Genomic DNA, 17567 nt, shown 5'->3' with positions numbered 1-17567 from the left:
ACGTGCAGGACGCCAGTGACGATCCGATGGTCCGCTGGGCAGCCCAGGCACTGTCGTGCGGCGGTGCGGCCTGGGAACACGGCGGCGCGGTGGCCGTGCACGCACCAGCCCTCACAAGACGCCGCCGGCTGGTCCTGACAGGCCCGGCAGAAGGCGTCGCATCCCTGCTCGCAGCCCACGGCAGGGGCGTCGACCTACGCCCACTGCTGGAACGAAAACTGGCCGAAGAAGTAGAACCCTTGATGCCCACCCCGTGGGTGGAGGACAAGCCCTTCGGCTGGATGGACCGCACAGGCAGCCTCGACCTCCCCACCGACGCCACCTGGCTGAGCACCACAACCGACGTGGCCCCCCTGCTCCGCGAGGCGAACCCGGACTCCTGGGCCTGGCCAGGCGAAAAAGGCGTCCACCGCTGGGCAGGCGTGCACATCGACAACCAACTGGTCGCCACAGCAGCCGAAGCCTGGTCGTCCACCGACGTCGGTTTCATGATGGGCGTGGCAGTTCACCCAAACCACACAGGCCAGGGCCTGGGCCACCGCGTCTGCCAGTTCGTGACGTCAGCACTACTAGCGCTCTACGGCACGTGCGCCCTCTTCGTGGAGAACCACAACACCGCAGCCATCGCCCTGTACCGCAAGCTCGGCTTCGCCTACCGAGACGTCACGACACTTCTCCCTGCGGTCTAGGTCACATTCCGGAACAGTCGACACCGACAGTCGGTTGAAACGGATAACTGATCCGAAACGCAATGGATGGAGATGGTCCGACCATGACCAGCACCGCACTCGAAGTAAGGCTCGCGTCCCGCCCGAAGGGCTGGCCGACCGAGGACAACTTCGAGATCGCCGAGGTCGAGATCCCGACCCCGGGCGAAGGCCAGATCCTGGTCCGCAACGTGGTCATGAGCGTCGACCCGTACATGCGAGGCCGCATGAACGACGTCAAGTCCTACGTCCCCCCGTTCCAGGTGGGCGCCCCGCTGGAGGGCGGCGCGGTCGGCGAGATCGTCGAGGTGGGCGCAGGCGTCGAGAACCTCAAGGCGGGCGACAACGTCCTGCACGGCCTCGGCTGGCGCGACTACGCCGTGGTGGACGCCAAGCACGTGGTGAAGGTGGACGGCAACGTCGCCCCGCTCTCCACCTACCTCGGCGTCCTGGGCATGCCCGGCCTGACGGCCTACGCAGGCCTCCTGTCAACCGCGGAGTTCAAGGAAGGCGACGCAGTCTTCGTCTCCGGCGCAGCAGGCGCCGTGGGCCAGATCGTCGGCCAGATCGCCCGCCTCAAGGGCGCCAGCCGAGTGATCGGCTCCGCAGGCTCGGCCGACAAGGTCAAGTACCTCACCGAAGAACTGGGCTTCGACGCCGCCTTCAACTACAAGGAGGGCCCGGTAGCCGAACAGCTGGCCGCAGCGGCCCCGAACGGCATCGACGTCTACTTCGACAACGTGGGCGGCGAACACCTCGAAGCAGCCATCAACTCCCTGAACCTCAACGGCCGAATCACCATGTGCGGCGCCATCTCGCAGTACAACGACTCGGAGAAGCCCACGGGCCCGAGCAACATGATCCAGATCCTGGCGAAGCGCCTGACCCTCCGAGGCATGCTGGTGGGCGACCACAAGGCCCTGCAGCAGCAGTTCATCTCAGAGGTAGCAGCCTGGATCGCCTCAGGCGAACTGAAGTACTCCGAAACGGTGATCGAGGGCGGCGCAGCCCAGGCCCCAGCAGCCTTCCTGGGAATGCTGCGAGGCGAGAACACGGGCAAGATGCTCGTCCAGTTCTAACCAGCACCCAGCACCCCAGCACCCCAGCACCTGATCGCCCGCGAAGCCGAAGGCGAGCCGTCCTTGCCAAGCGCCCAGGGCGGTGGGGTCCCGTCACGAGTCGCGCCATAGCACTTGCCACATGCAAGAAGGGTTGTCAAACGGACACGCTTTTCGTCCGTTTGACAACCCTTCTTGCATGTGGCCCGCTCTTGGCTCGGCTCGTGACGGGACCCCACCGCCAACGCACTCTCTAACCAACCGGCTGCCGCCCAAAGCAACAGGCGTGCCATCTACCCGCGAGTGGCGCGGACCCCCCGATCAGATTGCCGGGGGTCTGGGGGCAGAGCCCCCAGGGGAAGCACTCAACCGCAGGCCCGCCAACGCAACAGGGGAACGCACCCCAACCGGCGCGTCTAAATCAACTTCCCAGGATTCAAAATCCCAGTCGGATCAACCCGCTCCTTGACCGCCCGCAACACCGAAACCCCAACAACCCCGATCTCCTTCTCCAACCACGGAAGGTGATCCCGCCCAACAGCATGATGATGCGTAATCGTCCCAAGCCGAGAAATCGCATCCGATGCCGCAATCTTGGCCTTCCCCCACTGCCCAACAGGATCAGAAAGATCCCGAGGCACAAGAACGGTGAAGTACAACGAAGCCCCAGTCTCATAAGCGTGCGAGACATGGCACATCACGACGGGGTTCCCAAGCTCAGCAACCAACGCATCCCGCACAGCGTCACGCAGCTCGGAGACGCGGGACCAGTGGGTGGCGGTCTCCAGGGTTTCGACGCAGACGCCGGCGTCCAGCAAGGCATCCCGCTGCCGAGGCCCGTTGAACCGCCCATGCAGCCAGGAGTTCCCCATCGCCCGCCCAAGCCGAACAACCTTGTGCCCACGCAACGCACCCAGCGTCGCAGCCCGGGACCGCCCCTCCCACCCAAGGATCACCAGGCAAGGCTGCCGAACCCCACGAACCCGCAAGTACTTCTTGACCAGATCAGCCTTGGACCCGGCCAACGCCAACGCAACCTCAGTCTCATCCACATCGGACAGCCGGGTGACATCAGCCAACGCCCCAGCCTGAGCCAGGGCCCGCACCAGCGAAACCCCAGCCTCCCACCCGTCAACCACAAACCCCTCATACCGAGGCGCGGACGGCGTAGGCCGAACCCGCACGGAAACCTCAGTGATAACCCCAAACAGCCCTTCACTACCAAGCACGAGCTGCTTCAAGTCCGGACCGGCAGCAGACGCAGGAGCAGCCCCGGCAACCCACTCCCCCACCGGCGTGGCCACCCGAACCGACTCGACCATGTCCTCGAACCGCCCATACCCGGACGAGGCCTGCCCAGCAGACCGAGTGGCAGCAAACCCACCAATGGTCGCCCGCTCGAACGACTGCGGCACATGCCCAAGCGTGAACCCGTGCTCCCCCAGCAACCTCTCGGCTTCAGGCCCGGTAACCCCAGCCTGCAACACGGCCACCCGCGACACAGGGTCGACGGAAACCAACGACCCGAGCCCGGCCAGATCCAACGCCACCACAGCGGACTTGGCCCCACGAAGAGCCTCAACCCCACCAACAACAGAAGTGCCCCCACCGAACGGCACCACAGCAACGTCGTACTCAACGCAAACCCGAAGAACCTCAAGAACCTCCTCGGGCGAAGCAGGCTGCACAACGGCGTCAGGCACGGCCAGCTCCCCATGCCCACGACGACGCAACAAGTCCAGGTACGAGAGCCCCCCAGCCCGCCCAAGCCGATCCGCGTCCTCCACGGAGACCGTGCAAACAGCCTCCAACGCCGTAAAGGCGTCCTCGCTCAACTCAGACGGAGGCACCGACACGGCCACCTCCGGCAACGGCTCCCCCAGCCCAACGCGCTGACTGAGCCAAGCCAGCGCGTGCGGCGGCAACGGCACGGTTTCGGAGGTCCATCGAGCCCTGATCACTGCTACAGTGTTACACATGACGTCTCAACGTCACACCCACGACGCTCTGCTCGACGCCACCCGTGAGTGTGTTCTGGAAGTGGGGGTGCGCCGCACGACCCTCACCGACGTGGCGAAACGGGCCAACGTCAGCCGCATGACGCTCTACCGCCGCTACCCGGACGTGGACCACCTCGTGCGGGCCCTGATGACGCGTGAGTTCGCCGCACTGCTCGAAGAGGCGGAACGGGCCGTCAACCACGGCAACGCCCGTCAGCAGCTCGTTCAGAGGGCCGTGGACGCCATCCGGCTGCTCGAGGCCAACCCGCTCATGCAACGCGTGCTGCAACTCGACGCGGACCTGATGCTGCCGTACCTCACCGACCGGCTCGGCAGCACGCAGCGGCTGGTCGAGCAGTTCCTCGTCGCACAGATCGAGGCCGGGCACATCGACGGGTCGATCCGGTTCGGCGACGCCAAGACGCAGGCGCGCGTGGTGCTGATGAGCACGCAGTCGATGGTGCTCTCCACCAGGCCGGTGACGTCCGGGCTCGACTTCGGCTCGTTGCTCGACGAGCTCGCCAAGCAGCTGGACGGAGCCCTGAAGCCGTGAACACGTCCCTGAACGCGGACAGGCGCCAACGAGATCTCGAGGCCGCTCAACAAGAAGTCGCCGACGTGCTGGTCATCGGCGGCGGCGTCACGGGCGCGGGTGTCGCGCTGGACGCGGCCTCCCGAGGTCTCAGGGTCACCCTGCTGGAGGCGCACGACCTGGCGTTCGGGACGTCCCGGTGGTCCAGCAAGCTCGTCCACGGCGGCCTGCGCTACCTCGCGAAGGGCGACGTGCGGCTCGCCCACGAAAGCGCCGTCGAGCGCGGCATCCTGATGACCAGGACGGCACCGCACCTCACCCGCACGCTGCCGATGCTGTTCCCCCTGCACGCCAACGCGGGCCACTTCGTCATGTCGGGCTTCCGCGCCGGCAACGCGCTGCGCATCGCCGCCCGCACTCCGGCGGACGTGCTGCCGGCACCTCGCCGAGTGCCGAAACACGAAGCCCTGGCGCTGGTTCCCGGTCTGGACTCGGCGAAACTCACCGGCGGACTCCTGAGCTACGACGGCCAGCTCGTCGACGACGCCCGGCTCGTGGTCGCACTGGCCAGAACAGCCGCCGGCCACGGCGCGAGGATCATCACCCGCGCGAAAGTCGTGACGCTGCAAGGCGACGGCGCGGAGGCAAGAGACGTCCTCACCGGCACCACGTTCACCGTCAAGGCCAAAGCGGTGATCAACGCGACGGGCGTCTGGGCCGGCACGCTCGCCCCGGTGCACCTGCGTCCGTCCCGCGGCTCCCACCTGGTGATCGACGCGCGGGCCGCCGGCATCACCGGCACGGCGCTGACGATCCCGGTCCCAGGGCAGCACAACCGCTTCGCGTTCGTGCTGCCCCAGGCGAACGGCCGCGCGTACCTCGGTCTCACCGATGAGCCCGTGGACGACATCCCGGACGTGCCGGCGGTTCCCGAGTCCGATGTGGACTTCCTGCTCGCGACCGCCTCCCACGTCCTGCAACGAAATCTCACCAGGGACGACGTCATCGGCAGCTACGCGGGCCTGCGCCCGTTGCTGCAGGCAGAAGGTCAGACCGCGGACCTGTCCCGGCACCACGCCGTGCTCAGGGCACCGAACGGCGTGATCACGATCGTCGGTGGCAAGCTCACCACCTACCGCAGGATGGCGGCGGACGCGGTGAACGCGACGGGCCTGACGCAGATCCCCTGCCGCACCAAGGACATCCGCCTGGTCGACGACAGGCCTGCGCCGACCACCCCGATCGCGCCCGGTGTCACCGAGGCCGACGTCGTCCACGCGATCCAGCACGAGGGCGCGCTGGACGCCGACGACGTCCTGGACCGGCGCACGCGCATCGGCCTGGTGCCGAAGGACCGCGAGAAGGCCGCGCCGGAGATCGCGAAACTCCTGGCCAACGCATGAAAACGGGGCGTCCGCGAGGGACGCCCCGTTCAGCGCAAGAACTCAGTGCGAGGAGTGCTGGGTCACTCGCCGATGACCGGCTTCGCGGCCTTCGGCGGATCGACCAGAGCCTCTCCCTCGATCCGGACCTTCCGCTTGTGCTCGTTGCTGCCACCCTGCTGACCGGCACCGCCGGCCATCGGGGCGCCACCCATCATGCCGCCCGCGCCGGCGCCACCGGCACCGCGAGGGGCGCCACCAGCGGCGGCCGCAGGAGCGGCGGGAGCGTTGCCGCTGCCGGCCGCCATGACGCCCGCCGCGCCACCGAACTGCGTGGCCGAGGTCCCACCGGCGCCACCGCCACCGGCCGGGCCACCGCCGAAGCCGGCGGGCATGCCGCCACCTCCGCCGCCGCCCATGCCCTTGGGGACACCGCCACCGCCGCCACCCCCGCCGCCGCCCGCGGCCGCGGTCGCGGCGTGGTCGGTGGTCGTGGGCCGGTACCAGTCGGCGTTCGTCGACGTGGTCGGCGTGGCGCCGAACGTCGGAGGCTTGGTCGTGGCGTTGCCACCGGCCGTCGTGGTCGTGCCGGGCTCCCAGTGACCAGGAACCCAGCGACCCGTCCCGGTGCCGGTGCCCGCACCCGTGCCGGCACCAGAGCCGGTACCGGGCCCGGGCAGGTACTGGCCACCGCTACCGGCGCCACCACCCGCGCCGCCGCCCTGGCCGCCAGGAGGCGTGTAGACGGGGGTCACGGCGGGACCGGCGCCCACGCCGGGTCCCTGGCCGTACGGGCCCTGGTAGCCACCAGTGTTGCCGCTGCCCGCGTAGGCCGGCCGGGTGTTGCCCAGGCCGTCGGCGACGTTGGGCCCGCCACCCGCGTAGCCGGGGTTCGAGCCGCTGGTGAACGTGCCACCCGCACCGCTGGACGCACGGCTCTGGTCGCCGGCGCGGATGCCGTCGAACCCACCGGAGGTCTGCCGGACGGGAGCGCCGCCGCCACCGCCCTTGCCCTGGTTCGCCATCGTGGAGATCGCGTCGATGATCGTCTCGGCGGCCTTGGCGATCTGCGAGACGGACTGGATCAGCTTCATCAGCTTCTGCACGGAGCCGACGAGCTTCTGCAGGAAGTCGGAGAGCTTCTTCGCGTAGTTGACCGCGGTCGTGACGATGTCCGCGATCGCGCCCGCGATGGCCGCGCCGAAGGTCAGGAACGAGGCAGCCAGCCACTGGATGATCTTCATGACCATGTCCGAGACGGCCTGGCTGATCAGGTCCATGATCATCTTGCGGACGGTGCCGACCAGCTCGCCGGCGCCCTTGACAGCGCCCGCGATGCCGTCGACCGACTTCGCGAGGGTCTCGAGGCCGGTCGCGTGCCGCTTGGCGGCGGCGCGGTAGCCGTCGGCCGCCTTGCCCTGCCACTCGCGGGTCTGCGAGACGCAGATCTTCTGGTACTCGGTCCCGATGTCCTTGACCTGCTTGCCCGCGCTCTTGAACGACTCGGACATCTTGGCGATGGACTCGGGGCTGCCGAGCAGGACGTCGAACGGTTCGCGCAGGAAGTCGACGTGCTGGATGGCCCAGCTGAAGCCTGCGGCGAGGAAGCCGCTGAGGGGGTTCGAGCCGTTGCCGACCATGCTCATGGCCGCGTTCGCGATGCCCAGGCCACCACTGACCCAGTCGCCGCTCTCGATGGACTTGTAGGCGTTCGAGACGTTGTTGAACAGCTGCGCGGTGTCACCGCTGCCGGACTGCGTCGCTGGGGCGTTCATCCCCGGCCTCCCTGGAAGCCGAACATGTTGTCGAGGTCGACCTGCTCGTACTGCTCAACGGTCTTCTTGAGCCCGTTGCCCATGTCCATGAGCGAGTTCGCGGCCTTGCCGAGCATGTCCTGCGACAGGCCGGCCTCCTGGAGGACCTTCGACGCCAGGAACCCGAGGAAGACGCCGAACGCCTCCGTCGTCAGGGCACCCGGATCACACGTCTCGGTGGCCTTGCGCATCCGGTCCATGAGCCGGTCCACGCTGGCGGCGTGGGTTCTCAGCTCGTCGAGGTCGATGTTGAAGTGCTGCTGCATGCCTAACCCCCTCCTGCACTCAGGCCATGACGTCGGGTGGGTTGGTGAAGTACTCGTCGTCCGGCCGGACGTCCTTGCGCTCCAACTCCGACTTCGGTTCTTCCTCGTCGGTTCCGTCGCCCTTGTATCCGTTCGGCATCTGCGCCTTCACGAACTCGAGAGCGGGGCTGTCGCCGACGAAGTCCGTCATGATCTGCACGACACGCCCGGAGGCGTCACGCTGGGCCTTGGCGGAGGCTGTGAGCACGGCTGAGGCGATCTCGCTGGGGTCCATGCCGCGGGCTTCCGGCTTGATCTGGAGATCGGTCAGCACGCCTGTGGCGTTAACTGTCACCGTGATCAGGCCGTCTGGCGAGCTGGCGCTGCCACCCACACCACCGAGCTGGTCGCGGGCCTGTTCGGCGTGCTGCTTGGCCTGCTCGATCTTGGAGCCGTACTGCTTGAGCCACTGATCCGGGTCAATGGGCTGCATGGTCACCCCCGTTGAGTGAATTGGTCGTTCGTTCGATTCGCCGTAGACGCCCGTATCGTTTCACTCGTTCCCTGCTCACCGATACTTTCAGTCCGATTACCGCCATCCGGGCTAACGAAGGGGTTCACCGTGCCTGAGGGAGTGCTGGAGATCGACGCGGTCTCCAAGCGCTACGGGGAGGTCGTCGCCCTGCGGGACATGTCTTTCGACGTGCGCGCCGGCGAGCTCTTCGGATTCGTCGGAAGCAACGGCGCCGGGAAGACCACGACCATGCGCATCGCGCTGGGCGTGCTCTCGGCCGACTCCGGCGAGGTGCGGTGGAACGGCAGAACCGTCGACCTCGACACCCGGCGCCGGATCGGCTACATGCCGGAGGAGCGCGGCCTCTACCCGCGGATGAAGGTGCTCGACCAGCTCGTCTACCTGGCCGAGCTGCACGGCATGAGCACCAACGAGGCCCACACGAGCGCGGAGAACTGGATCGCGCGTCTCGGGCTGCGTGACCGCCGCACGGACGAGGTGCAGCGCCTGAGCCTCGGCAACCAGCAGCGCGTCCAACTGGCCGCCGCGCTGGTGCACGAGCCGGACGTGCTGGTGCTCGACGAGCCGTTCTCCGGCCTCGACCCGGTGGCGGTGGACGTGATGAGCCAGGTGCTGCGCGAGAAGGCGTCCGCCGGGGTGCCCGTGGTGTTCTCGAGCCACCAGCTCGATCTGGTGGAACGCCTGTGCGACCGGGTCGGCATCGTCAGCGCCGGTTCGATGGTCGCGATCGGAACGGTGGACGAACTCCGGTCGGGTGGCACGTCTCGACTGGTCGTGGAGTCGCCAACGACCGTCTGGACTGCCAGTCTGGACGGTGTGCGGGTGATCGAGAAGAACGGGACGCGCTGCGTGCTCGAACTCACCGACGGCGTGGACGACCAGGCGGTGCTGCACGCGGCACTCGCGGCGGGTCCCGTGCACGAGTTCTCCCGGCAGCGCCCGTCGCTGACCGAGCTGTTCCGCAACGTGGTGACCACCGAGGGCAGGAGCGCATGACGTCGGCCCGAGCTGTTTCACTGGTGGCCAAGCGCGAGTTCGTCACGAAGGTGCGCACCAGGTCGTTCCTGATCGGCACCGCGGTGATCATCGCCGTGCTCGCCGGGTACGTGGTGCTGCAGTCGGTCCTGTTCGACGACCAGCAGCGCAGCGTCGTCGGGCTTTCCGGCCAGGCGACGCAGCTCTCGGATCCCTTGCGGGAGAAGGCGAGAGCGTTCGGCATCGACCTGGAGACACGCGACGTCACGACGGCGGGCAACCCCGAGCAGGAGGTCCGCGACGGCGGGCTGGACGCCCTGGTGACCGGTGCGCCGCCGGAGCTGAAGATGATCGTCAAGGGCTCCGGCGACGAGATCCTGACGACGGCGCTGAACGACGTGCTGCGGCAGCAGGTGCTGATCGCGCAGCTCGCCGAGTCGGGCACCACCCCGCAGGAGGTCGCGCAGAGCCTCGCGAACGTCAAGGTGGACGTCACCGCGCTGGAACCCGTTGACCCGCAACGAGGTCAGCGCCTCGCGATCGGGTTGATCGTGGCCGCGCTGCTGTACTACTCGCTGCTGGTCTACGGCACGATGGTCGCGCAGGGCGTGGTCGAGGAGAAGTCGAGCCGGGTCGTGGAGATCCTGCTCGCGACCGTGCGGCCGTGGCAGTTGTTGCTGGGCAAGGTGATCGGGCTCGGCGCGGTCGGCCTGTTGCAACTGCTGGTGATCTCCACGGTCGGCCTGGGACTCTCCTCCGCCTTCGACGTCGTGGACGTCGGCGCACTGGGCGGCGCGGCCCTGCTGACCGGCGTGCTCTGGTACCTGCTCGGATTCTTCTTGTACGCCACCGTGTTCGCGGCCGCCGCGTCGCTGGTGTCGCGGCAGGAGGAGCTCCAGTCGGTGCTGACGCCGATCAGCATGACGATCATCGTGGCGTTCGTGGCCGGCATCAACCTGATGATCGGCAGCCCGTCCGGTCCCACTGTGACGGTGCTGTCGCTGCTGCCGCCGTTCGCCCCGATCCTGATGCCGGGGCGGATGGCGCTGGGCGTCGCCCCGGCGTGGCAGGTGGTGCTCTCGGTCGTGCTGGCACTGCTCGCCATCGCGGCGATCACGTGGCTGGGCGGCAAGGTCTACGCGAACGCCGTGCTGCGGACCGGCGCTCGCGTCAAGCTCCGCGAGGCGCTCAAGCTTTGATGGCCTGGTAGCGGTCGAGCGCCACCTGGCGTTCGACCGCGTGGTCGACGATCGGCGTGAGGCTCGGCGAGTCCGGCGCGTACCTGCGCACGTAGGCGCCGTCCGGGTCGAACTTCTTGGCCTGGGTCATGGGGTTGAAGACGCGGAAGTACGGCGAGGCGTCCGTGCCGCTGCCGGCGACCCACTGCCAGTTGTGCTGGTTCGAGGCGATGTCGCCGTCGATCAGGTGCTCCATGAAGTGCCGCGCACCCCACCACCACGGCAGGTGCAGGTCCTTGACCAGGAAACTCGCGACGATCATCCGCACCCGGTTGTGCATGAAGCCCTCTTGGAGAAGCTGCCGCATGCCGGCGTCGACGATCGGGAAGCCGGTGCGGCCTTCTTTCCAGGCCTCGAACAGCTCCAGGTCGTCGTCGTGCTCCATGCGGTCGAACCTGCGGTCGTAGTTCTCCCGCGCGGTCTCCGGCTTGTGCCACAGCACGTCGGCGTAGAACTCGCGCCAGGCGAGCTCGCTGCGGAACGTTCCGTCACAGTCCTGGAGGAGTGTCCGCGGGTGCAGCACACCCCACCTCAGGAACGCCGACATCCTGCTGGTCGCGTCCATGTCGGGGCGGTCGCGGGTGGTGTCGTAGTCCTCCAGCCGTTCGTCGCGGAACTCCTCCCAGAGCTTCATCGCGTCCGGCAGCTTTTCTTTCGAGGCGGGGATTTTCGTGCTGTGGCCCGGTTCGATCCAGTCCAGAGTGGACGCGTCGGTGTCCGCCGGCTTGCGCCACCCGTGCTCCAGCCAGGCGTTGCGGAACGGCGTGAAGACCTTGAACGGCGTGCCGTCCTGCTTGCGCACCCGCCCCGGCGCGACGGCGTAGGGCGAGCCGGAACGGACGAGCTCGATGTCCCCCAACGCTTCCTCGACGGCTTCATCGCGTTTGCGGCCGTACGGCGCGTAGTCCGCGGAGATGTGGACACTGCCCGCCCCGATTTCCTTCGCGATGCGCGGAACGGTCTTCACCGGATCACCGTGCACGACCATCAACCGGCCGCCCAGCTCGTCGTTCAACGCGTGCAAACAGCGGTGCAGGAAATCGATTCGCGGCTGCCCGGACGGTTTCAGCAACCGGTCGTCGAGAACGAACAACGCCAGTGCGCGAGGTGATCTTTCCACTGCGGCGAGAATGGCTGGATGATCGGATGTCCGCAAATCGCGGCGGAACCAGACGAGCGACGGGGAAGAACTCACAGCTCGACGCTAAAACGAACGGGCCGGGCCTGCACGACGGGCAGCGCACCGGCCGGGTGACGGGCTGGGCAACGGCTGCCGAGCCGCAGAGCCACGAACTCGCCTCGCGGGCTCTCCACCCACTCCTCGGACAACGCGAAAGGCGCGCCACCCAGCGGGTGACGCGCCTTCGGCCTACGAGAAGTACTAGCCCGTGATCAGCGGTTTTCCATCGCGATGAAGTCGCGCTCCGTCGGGCCGGTGTAGATCTGCCGCGGGCGGCCGATCTTGGTGGCCGGGTCGTTGATCATCTCGCGCCAGTGCGCGATCCAGCCGGGGAGCCGGCCGAGCGCGAACAGCACGGTGAAGAACTTGGTCGGGAAGCCCATCGCCCGGTAGATCAGACCCGTGTAGAAGTCCACGTTCGGGTAGAGCTTGCGGGAGATGAAGTAGTCGTCGCTCAGTGCGGCTTCTTCCAGCTGCTTCGCGATGTCGAGCAGCTGGTCGTCGGCGCCGAGCTTGCCGAGGATCTCGTCGGCCGTCTTCTTGATGATCGCGGCGCGCGGGTCGTAGTTCTTGTAGACCCGGTGGCCGAAGCCCATCAGGCGGACGCCGTCCTCCTTGTTCTTCACCTTGTTGACGAACGACTGCACGTCGCCGCCGTCGTTCTTGATCTTCTCCAGCATCTCCAGCACCGCGCTGTTCGCGCCGCCGTGCAGCGGGCCGAACAGGGCGTTGATGCCCGCGGAGATGGACGCGAAGAGGTTCGCCTCGGAGGAGCCGACCAGGCGCACGGTCGACGTGGAGCAGTTCTGCTCGTGGTCGGCGTGCAGGATGAAGAGCAGGTCGAGGGCGCGGACCAGGTCCGGGTCGAGGTCGTAGGCCTCGGCCGGGAACCCGAAGGTCATCCGCAGGAAGTTCTCCACCAGGCCAAGCGAGTTGTCCGGGTAGAGGAACGGCTGGCCGACCGACTTCTTGTACGCGTAGGCCGCGATGGTCGGCAGCTTGGCGAGAAGGCGGATCGTGGAGATCTCCACCTGGTTCGCGTCGAACGGCGACAGCGAGTCCTGGTAGAAGGTCGACAGCGCGGAGACCGCGGACGACAGCACCGGCATCGGGTGCGCGTCGCGCGGGAAGCCGTCGAAGAAGCGCTTGAGGTCCTCGTGCAGCAGCGTGTGCCTGCTGATCTTGGAGGAGAAGTCCTCGAGCTGCGCGGCGGTCGGAAGCTCGCCGTAGATCAGGAGGTAGGAGACCTCTGCGAAGTTCGAGCGCGCGGCCAACTGCTCGATCGGATACCCGCGGTAACGCAGAATTCCGGCGTCACCGTCGATGTAGGTGATCTCGGAGGAGCAGGAGGCCGTGTTGACGAAACCGGTGTCCAGGGTTACCAGACCGGTGGTCGACAGCAGCTTGCCGAGTTCGATGCCGGACGCGCCTTCGGACGCCGGCACCACCTTCATCTCGAGCTCTCCGCCCTCATGGCGCAGCGCGACGGTCTGTGGGTCGGTCGGCGCAGTCGTCGCGTCGGGCATTCAAGTCCCTCTCAACGCTCGGACGGGGTGGCGGCAGGCCACGCTGGGCCTGCCGTCGTCTCGGACCACCCCGTTGGGATCTGAGTCTTCAAGTTCACTCACGCTAGTCGGCGGAAGGCCCGCCTCGCAGCAGCGGTGTGAACCGATTCTGAGAGATGGGACAGGCATCACATCCGTAATGCCAGTTTCCAGCGCGGCTACCCCACGGTAGTCCGATCCTCCGTTTTATCCACCCAACGCGGCGGTGAGTTCGCTCGCAAAGGGCGGTTCGGCGCCCGCACGGGAACATGTGATCGCGGCGGCCGCACCGGCATACGTCAATGCGGCAGTCCATTCATCCGTGGAGAGCCCACGGATCTTCTCTGCACTCAACGCATCGTGGTCGTTCAGCCACGCGAGCAGGGCGCCTTGCACTGTGTCGCCCGCCCCGATCGTGTCGACCACATCCACCTTCACGGGTGGCACGTCGACCTGTCCGGTGGCGGTGATCACTGACAGACCTTCGCCACCTTTCGTCAGAACGACGGCGGCGGGTCCCTGTGAAATCCACGTCCTTGCGATCTCGATCACGTCGCCGTCCTCGGCGAGCCACCGCGCGTCCTCGACGGACGCCTTCAGCAGCCCGACGTCCGGCAGCCACGACCGGAACCGCGCGCGGTAGGCGCCCGGATCGTGGATCAGGCCCGCCCGGATGTTGGGGTCGAGCGCCGTGAGCAAGCGCTTGCTCTCGCGCCGCAGCACCGTCTCGTACACCGAGGCGCCGGGCTCCAGCACCAACGACAACGTGCCGAACGACACGGCCTTCGTCTCGGCGGGCAGCGGACCGGGGTCCTCGACGAGCCGGTCGGCGGTGCCGTCGACGTAGAACGAGTAGCGCGCGGACCCGTCGTCAGCGAGCCCGACGACGGCGAGCGTGGTGTTCTCCTGTCCACGTTGGACCAGAGAGGTCTCCACCTTCGACGCGTGCAGCCGTTTGATCAGCTGCTCGCCGAAGTGGTCGGTCGAGACGCGCGACAGGAAGCCCGTCGGCACGTCGAGCCGGCCGAGCGCGACGGCCACGTTGTACGGTCCGCCGCCCAGCTTGGGCGCGAGCGGCGTGAGCTCCTCGTCCCCCACCGGCACCATGTCGACCAGGGCCTCACCAGCAACCACGATCACGCGCTCTACTCCTTCTGGGAAGCACCACTCCGCTGGAGCCCATCCAACAACAGTTCGCCCAGTGCGGTGAACGCCTCTGCGTCCGAAACACCTGCCCGTTTCGTGAGGACACCCGTCTGGATGCTCTCGATGAGCAGCCCGGCCATCTCGGCGAACAACGTGGCGTGCACCTCGCGGAACACGTGCCGCTCGACCCCGTCCTGGATGAACGCCTTGATGCGCTCGGCCGCGGCGCGCGCGTTGCGTTCGTACGTGGCACGCGTGGGCGGGAAGTCGGACACGTCCGCGATGAACGCCGCCGAGGCCTTGCTCAGCTCCTCGGCCGCGCCCGCGAGGTAGCTGCCGATGCGTTTGCGCACGTCGTTGAGGCCCGCGATGCGCTTCTCGATGCGTTCGGCGGCGCCTTTGAAGTACCGGCCGACGACCCGGACCGCCAGCTGTTCCTTGCTGCCGGCGAGCGCGTACAGCGTCGACTTCGAGCAGTGCAGGCGGGCGGCGATGTCATCCAGCGTGAGATGACCGAAGCCCTCGGTGAGGAACAACGCCTCCAACCGGGTGAGCAGCTCGGCCTGCCGCTGCGTGAGAGCCCGCGTCATGTGACGACCCTGCCACATTCGCTGGCCGCTGTACTGCACAACGTCCTAGAGTACAGCTACCAGTACACACCGGAGGTCGACGATGCCCGCCGAGCGGTTGCTCCCCACGCAAGAGGCCGAGGACCTGATCGCGCTGGTCAGGGAGATCGCGCGGGACGAACTGAAGCCCCACGCGGCGGACGCGGAGGAGAACGAGAAGTTCCCCCGCGACGCGTTCCGCCTGCTGGGCAGGTCCGGTCTGCTCGGCCTGCCGTACCCCGAGGAGTTCGGCGGCGGCGAGCAGCCCTACGAGGTCTACCTGCAGGCGCTCGAAGAGGTCGCCTCCGCGTGGATGACGGTCGCCGTGGGCCTCTCCGTGCACGTCATGTCCTGCTACGGCCTGGCCACCTTCGGCACCAAAGAACAGCAAGACCGCTGGCTCCCGGAGATGCTCGAGGGTGAACTGCTCGGCGGCTACGCCCTCTCCGAGGTCCAGGCGGGCTCCGACCCGGCGGCCATGTCGACCAGGGCCGTCCGCAAGGGCTCCGAGTACGTCGTGAACGGCACCAAGGCGTGGATCACGCACGCCGGCGCCGCCGACTTCTACACGCTGATGGCCCGCACGTCCCCAGACGCGGGCCGCGGCATCTCCTGCTTCCTCGCGCCAGGCGAGGCCCAAGGCATCACGGCCGCCACCCCGGAACGCAAGATGGGCCTGACCGGCTCCATCACCGCCCAACTCCAGTTCGACGACGTCCGCTTCGGCACCGACCGCCTGATCGGCAACGAGGGCGACGGCCTCAAGATCGCACTGTCCGCTTTGGACTCCGGCCGCCTGGGCATCGCGGCCTGCGCGGTGGGCCTGGCCCAGGCCGCCCTCGACGAGGCGGTCGCGTACGCCAAGACCCGAACCCAGTTCGGCCGCCCGATCATCGAGTTCCAGGGCCTGGAGTTCCTCCTGGCGGACATGGCCGCGGCCGTCGAGTCGGCCCGCGCCACCTACATCTCGGCCGCGCGCCGCCGCGACCGCGGTCTGCCGTTCCGCCAGCAGGCGTCGATCGCCAAGCTCATCGCCACGGACGCGGCGATGAAGGTGACGACCGACGCCGTGCAGGTGCTCGGCGGCGCGGGCTACACCCGCGACTTCCCGGTAGAGCGCTACATGCGCGAGGCCAAGGTCCTGCAGATCTTCGAAGGCACCAACCAGATCCAGCGCCTCGTCATCGGCAGGGGCCTCCGCTAAACGCTCTCGCGGTAGAAGGGGTCGGCCACGACCCCTTCCCCAGTCCGCTCGTCGAACGTGTAAACCTCACGCCCCTGCACGAAAACGTGCAGCGCCCGACTCATCACGTCAAGCGGATCCCCAGACCAGATCACGACATCGCCGTCCAGCCCGGGCTTCAACGACCCAACCCGGTCGTCCAGCCCCATGATCCGCGCCGGGTTGGTGGTGATCGACCGCAACGCGACATCGCTGTCCAACCCTTCCTTCACCGCCAACGTGGCCTGGTGCACCAGGAAGTTGATCGGCACGACGGGATGATCGGTGGTGATCGCCAACTCCACCCCGGCCCGCGCCAAAATCCCGGGATTGCGCAACCCGCGATTCCGAAGCTCCACTTTGGACCGCGAGGTGAACAGCGGCCCGATGATCACCGGAATCTGCTTGTCGGCAATGATGTCCGCGATCAGATGCCCCTCGGTACCGTGGTTGAGAATCAACCGGTATCCGAACTCCTCAGACAACCGAATAGCCGTGGCGATGTCGTCGGCCCGATGCGCGTGCTGACACCACGGCAACTCACCACTGAGAACCTTGCCGAGGATCTCCAACGTGGTGTTGCGGTCGAACGCCTTGCCGTCGGCTTCCGCCTCAGCCTTCTTGGCCAGGTAGTCCTGCGCCTTGGTCAACTCGTCACGAATGACCGCCGCGACCCCCTGCCGAGTGGCCGGCAACTTGCCCTTCTCGCCGTAAACCCGCTTCGGGTTCTCCCCAAGCGCACTCTTGACGCTGACCGGCTCCCGAACGAGCATCTCGTCAACGGTCCGCCCCCAACACTTCACCGCGACCGTCTGACCACCGATGGGGTTACCGGAACCAGGCTTGATCACAGCAGTGGTGACACCACCACTGAGCGCGTCACCAAACCCGAGGTCAGCGGGGTTGATGGCATCAAGCGCCCGCATCCGAGCCCCGACGGGGTCGGTCATCTCGTTGGTGTCCTGCCCGGCCCACCCCTGAGCCTCCTCGTGGACGCCAATGTGTCCGTGCGCCTCGACAAAGCCGGGCAACACCCACGCCCCGTCAGCGTCAACGACCTCGACACCATCAGGAATGTCGACGTCAGCACCAACCGCAACGATCTTCCCGTCCTGAATGAGGACAGTGCCGCCCTCGACGGGCTCGCCGTCGACGGGCACGACGTAGCCCCCGGTGATCGCGATGTTCATGGTTAGCAACGCTAACGGTTACCAAGGCCATCGGCCACCCCTACGCCTACACCACCACAGCGAAGCCGAAGGCGAGCCGTCCTTACCGAACGGCAAGGGCGGTGGGGTCCCGTCACGAGTCGCACCACAGCTCTTGCTGCATGCCTGAAGGGGTGTCAACTCGACACGCTTTTCGTCGAGTTGACACCCCT

At 67.4% G+C, this 17567-nt stretch carries 16 protein-coding genes; 7 read left to right on the top strand and 9 right to left on the bottom strand.

What is annotated here, in order from left to right:
- The first annotated feature begins 2 nt into the window (after positions 1-2).
- Together ACIQF0_RS27935 and ACIQF0_RS27930 are read left to right on the top strand one after the other, a co-directional pair.
- Positions 3-689, top strand: a complete 687-nt coding sequence (locus tag ACIQF0_RS27935) for a GNAT family N-acetyltransferase (RefSeq protein ID WP_401033971.1) — start codon at positions 3-5, stop codon at positions 687-689.
- A gap of 83 nt (positions 690-772) precedes the next feature.
- Positions 773-1786: an NADP-dependent oxidoreductase gene (locus tag ACIQF0_RS27930; protein ID WP_401033969.1), complete on the top strand. Its 1014-nt coding sequence runs from the start codon at positions 773-775 to the stop codon at positions 1784-1786.
- A 395-nt stretch (positions 1787-2181) separates the two neighbouring features.
- Here ACIQF0_RS27930 and ACIQF0_RS27925 read toward each other — a convergent pair whose 3' ends face one another.
- A complete protein-coding gene (locus ACIQF0_RS27925; protein ID WP_401033966.1) occupies positions 2182-3744 on the bottom strand; it encodes an FAD-binding oxidoreductase in 1563 nt (520 codons plus the stop codon).
- Here ACIQF0_RS27925 and ACIQF0_RS27920 point away from each other — a divergent pair.
- Both ACIQF0_RS27920 and ACIQF0_RS27915 read left to right on the top strand, forming a co-directional pair.
- Complete coding sequence (locus tag ACIQF0_RS27920; protein ID WP_401033960.1) at positions 3743-4318, top strand: TetR/AcrR family transcriptional regulator; 576 nt, start codon at positions 3743-3745, stop codon at positions 4316-4318. The two genes, ACIQF0_RS27925 and ACIQF0_RS27920, sit on opposite strands and share 2 nt — an antisense overlap.
- On the top strand, positions 4315-5700 hold the full coding sequence (locus ACIQF0_RS27915; RefSeq protein WP_401033957.1) for a glycerol-3-phosphate dehydrogenase/oxidase: 1386 nt from the start codon (positions 4315-4317) through the stop codon (positions 5698-5700). Before ACIQF0_RS27920 ends, ACIQF0_RS27915 begins: the two co-directional genes overlap by 4 nt.
- Positions 5701-5762: 62 nt before the next feature.
- On the opposite strand, the gene ACIQF0_RS27910 is transcribed toward ACIQF0_RS27915, so the two are convergent.
- From ACIQF0_RS27910 to ACIQF0_RS27900, 3 genes are read right to left on the bottom strand one after another with little or no spacing between them, the layout of a single operon-like run.
- On the bottom strand, positions 5763-7454 hold the full coding sequence (locus ACIQF0_RS27910) for a WXG100 family type VII secretion target (RefSeq protein ID WP_401033956.1): 1692 nt from the start codon (positions 7452-7454) through the stop codon (positions 5763-5765).
- Positions 7451-7759: a hypothetical protein gene (locus ACIQF0_RS27905; protein ID WP_401033954.1), complete on the bottom strand. Its 309-nt coding sequence runs from the start codon at positions 7757-7759 to the stop codon at positions 7451-7453. Before ACIQF0_RS27905 ends, ACIQF0_RS27910 begins: the two co-directional genes overlap by 4 nt.
- 19 nt (positions 7760-7778) lie before the next feature.
- Positions 7779-8231, bottom strand: coding sequence for a YbaB/EbfC family nucleoid-associated protein (locus ACIQF0_RS27900; RefSeq protein WP_360049257.1), 453 nt, complete (start codon positions 8229-8231; stop codon positions 7779-7781).
- Between the two features lie 129 nt (positions 8232-8360).
- Between ACIQF0_RS27900 and ACIQF0_RS27895 the strand changes: the two genes are divergently transcribed.
- Positions 8361-9269 (top strand): ABC transporter ATP-binding protein, encoded by a 909-nt coding sequence (locus ACIQF0_RS27895; protein ID WP_401033950.1) that lies wholly within the window; start codon positions 8361-8363, stop codon positions 9267-9269.
- Positions 9266-10447 carry an ABC transporter permease gene (locus tag ACIQF0_RS27890; RefSeq protein ID WP_401033948.1) on the top strand — a complete coding sequence of 394 codons (1182 nt, stop codon included), beginning with the start codon at positions 9266-9268 and terminating at the stop codon, positions 10445-10447. Before ACIQF0_RS27895 ends, ACIQF0_RS27890 begins: the two co-directional genes overlap by 4 nt.
- Here ACIQF0_RS27890 and ACIQF0_RS27885 read toward each other — a convergent pair.
- From ACIQF0_RS27885 to ACIQF0_RS27870, 4 genes are all read right to left on the bottom strand, one after another.
- Complete coding sequence (locus tag ACIQF0_RS27885; protein ID WP_401034888.1) at positions 10437-11642, bottom strand: cryptochrome/photolyase family protein; 1206 nt, start codon at positions 11640-11642, stop codon at positions 10437-10439. The genes ACIQF0_RS27890 and ACIQF0_RS27885 overlap by 11 nt on opposite strands.
- 236 nt (positions 11643-11878) lie before the next feature.
- Entirely contained in the window at positions 11879-13192 is a 1314-nt protein-coding gene (locus ACIQF0_RS27880) for a citrate synthase (protein WP_191303710.1), read from the bottom strand.
- A 225-nt stretch (positions 13193-13417) separates the two neighbouring features.
- Positions 13418-14350: a carbohydrate kinase gene (locus ACIQF0_RS27875; RefSeq protein ID WP_360049248.1), complete on the bottom strand. Its 933-nt coding sequence runs from the start codon at positions 14348-14350 to the stop codon at positions 13418-13420.
- Positions 14351-14355: 5 nt separating this feature from the next.
- Positions 14356-14946, bottom strand: coding sequence for a TetR/AcrR family transcriptional regulator (locus tag ACIQF0_RS27870; protein WP_401033945.1), 591 nt, complete (start codon positions 14944-14946; stop codon positions 14356-14358).
- An 82-nt stretch (positions 14947-15028) separates the two neighbouring features.
- On the opposite strand from ACIQF0_RS27870, the gene ACIQF0_RS27865 reads away from it, so the two are divergent.
- Positions 15029-16168, top strand: a complete 1140-nt coding sequence (locus ACIQF0_RS27865) for an acyl-CoA dehydrogenase family protein (protein WP_401033941.1) — start codon at positions 15029-15031, stop codon at positions 16166-16168.
- Here the strand turns inward: ACIQF0_RS27865 and ACIQF0_RS27860 are convergent.
- Complete coding sequence (locus ACIQF0_RS27860; RefSeq protein ID WP_401033939.1) at positions 16165-17376, bottom strand: amidohydrolase; 1212 nt, start codon at positions 17374-17376, stop codon at positions 16165-16167. The genes ACIQF0_RS27865 and ACIQF0_RS27860 overlap by 4 nt on opposite strands.
- Positions 17377-17567: the final 191 nt, after the last annotated feature.

Source organism: Lentzea sp. NPDC092896 (assembly GCF_044754905.1).
GTDB lineage: Bacteria > Actinomycetota > Actinomycetes > Mycobacteriales > Pseudonocardiaceae > Lentzea.
The sequence above is the reverse complement of the archived record's forward strand: the minus strand, read 5'-3'. Positions and strand labels throughout refer to the sequence as shown.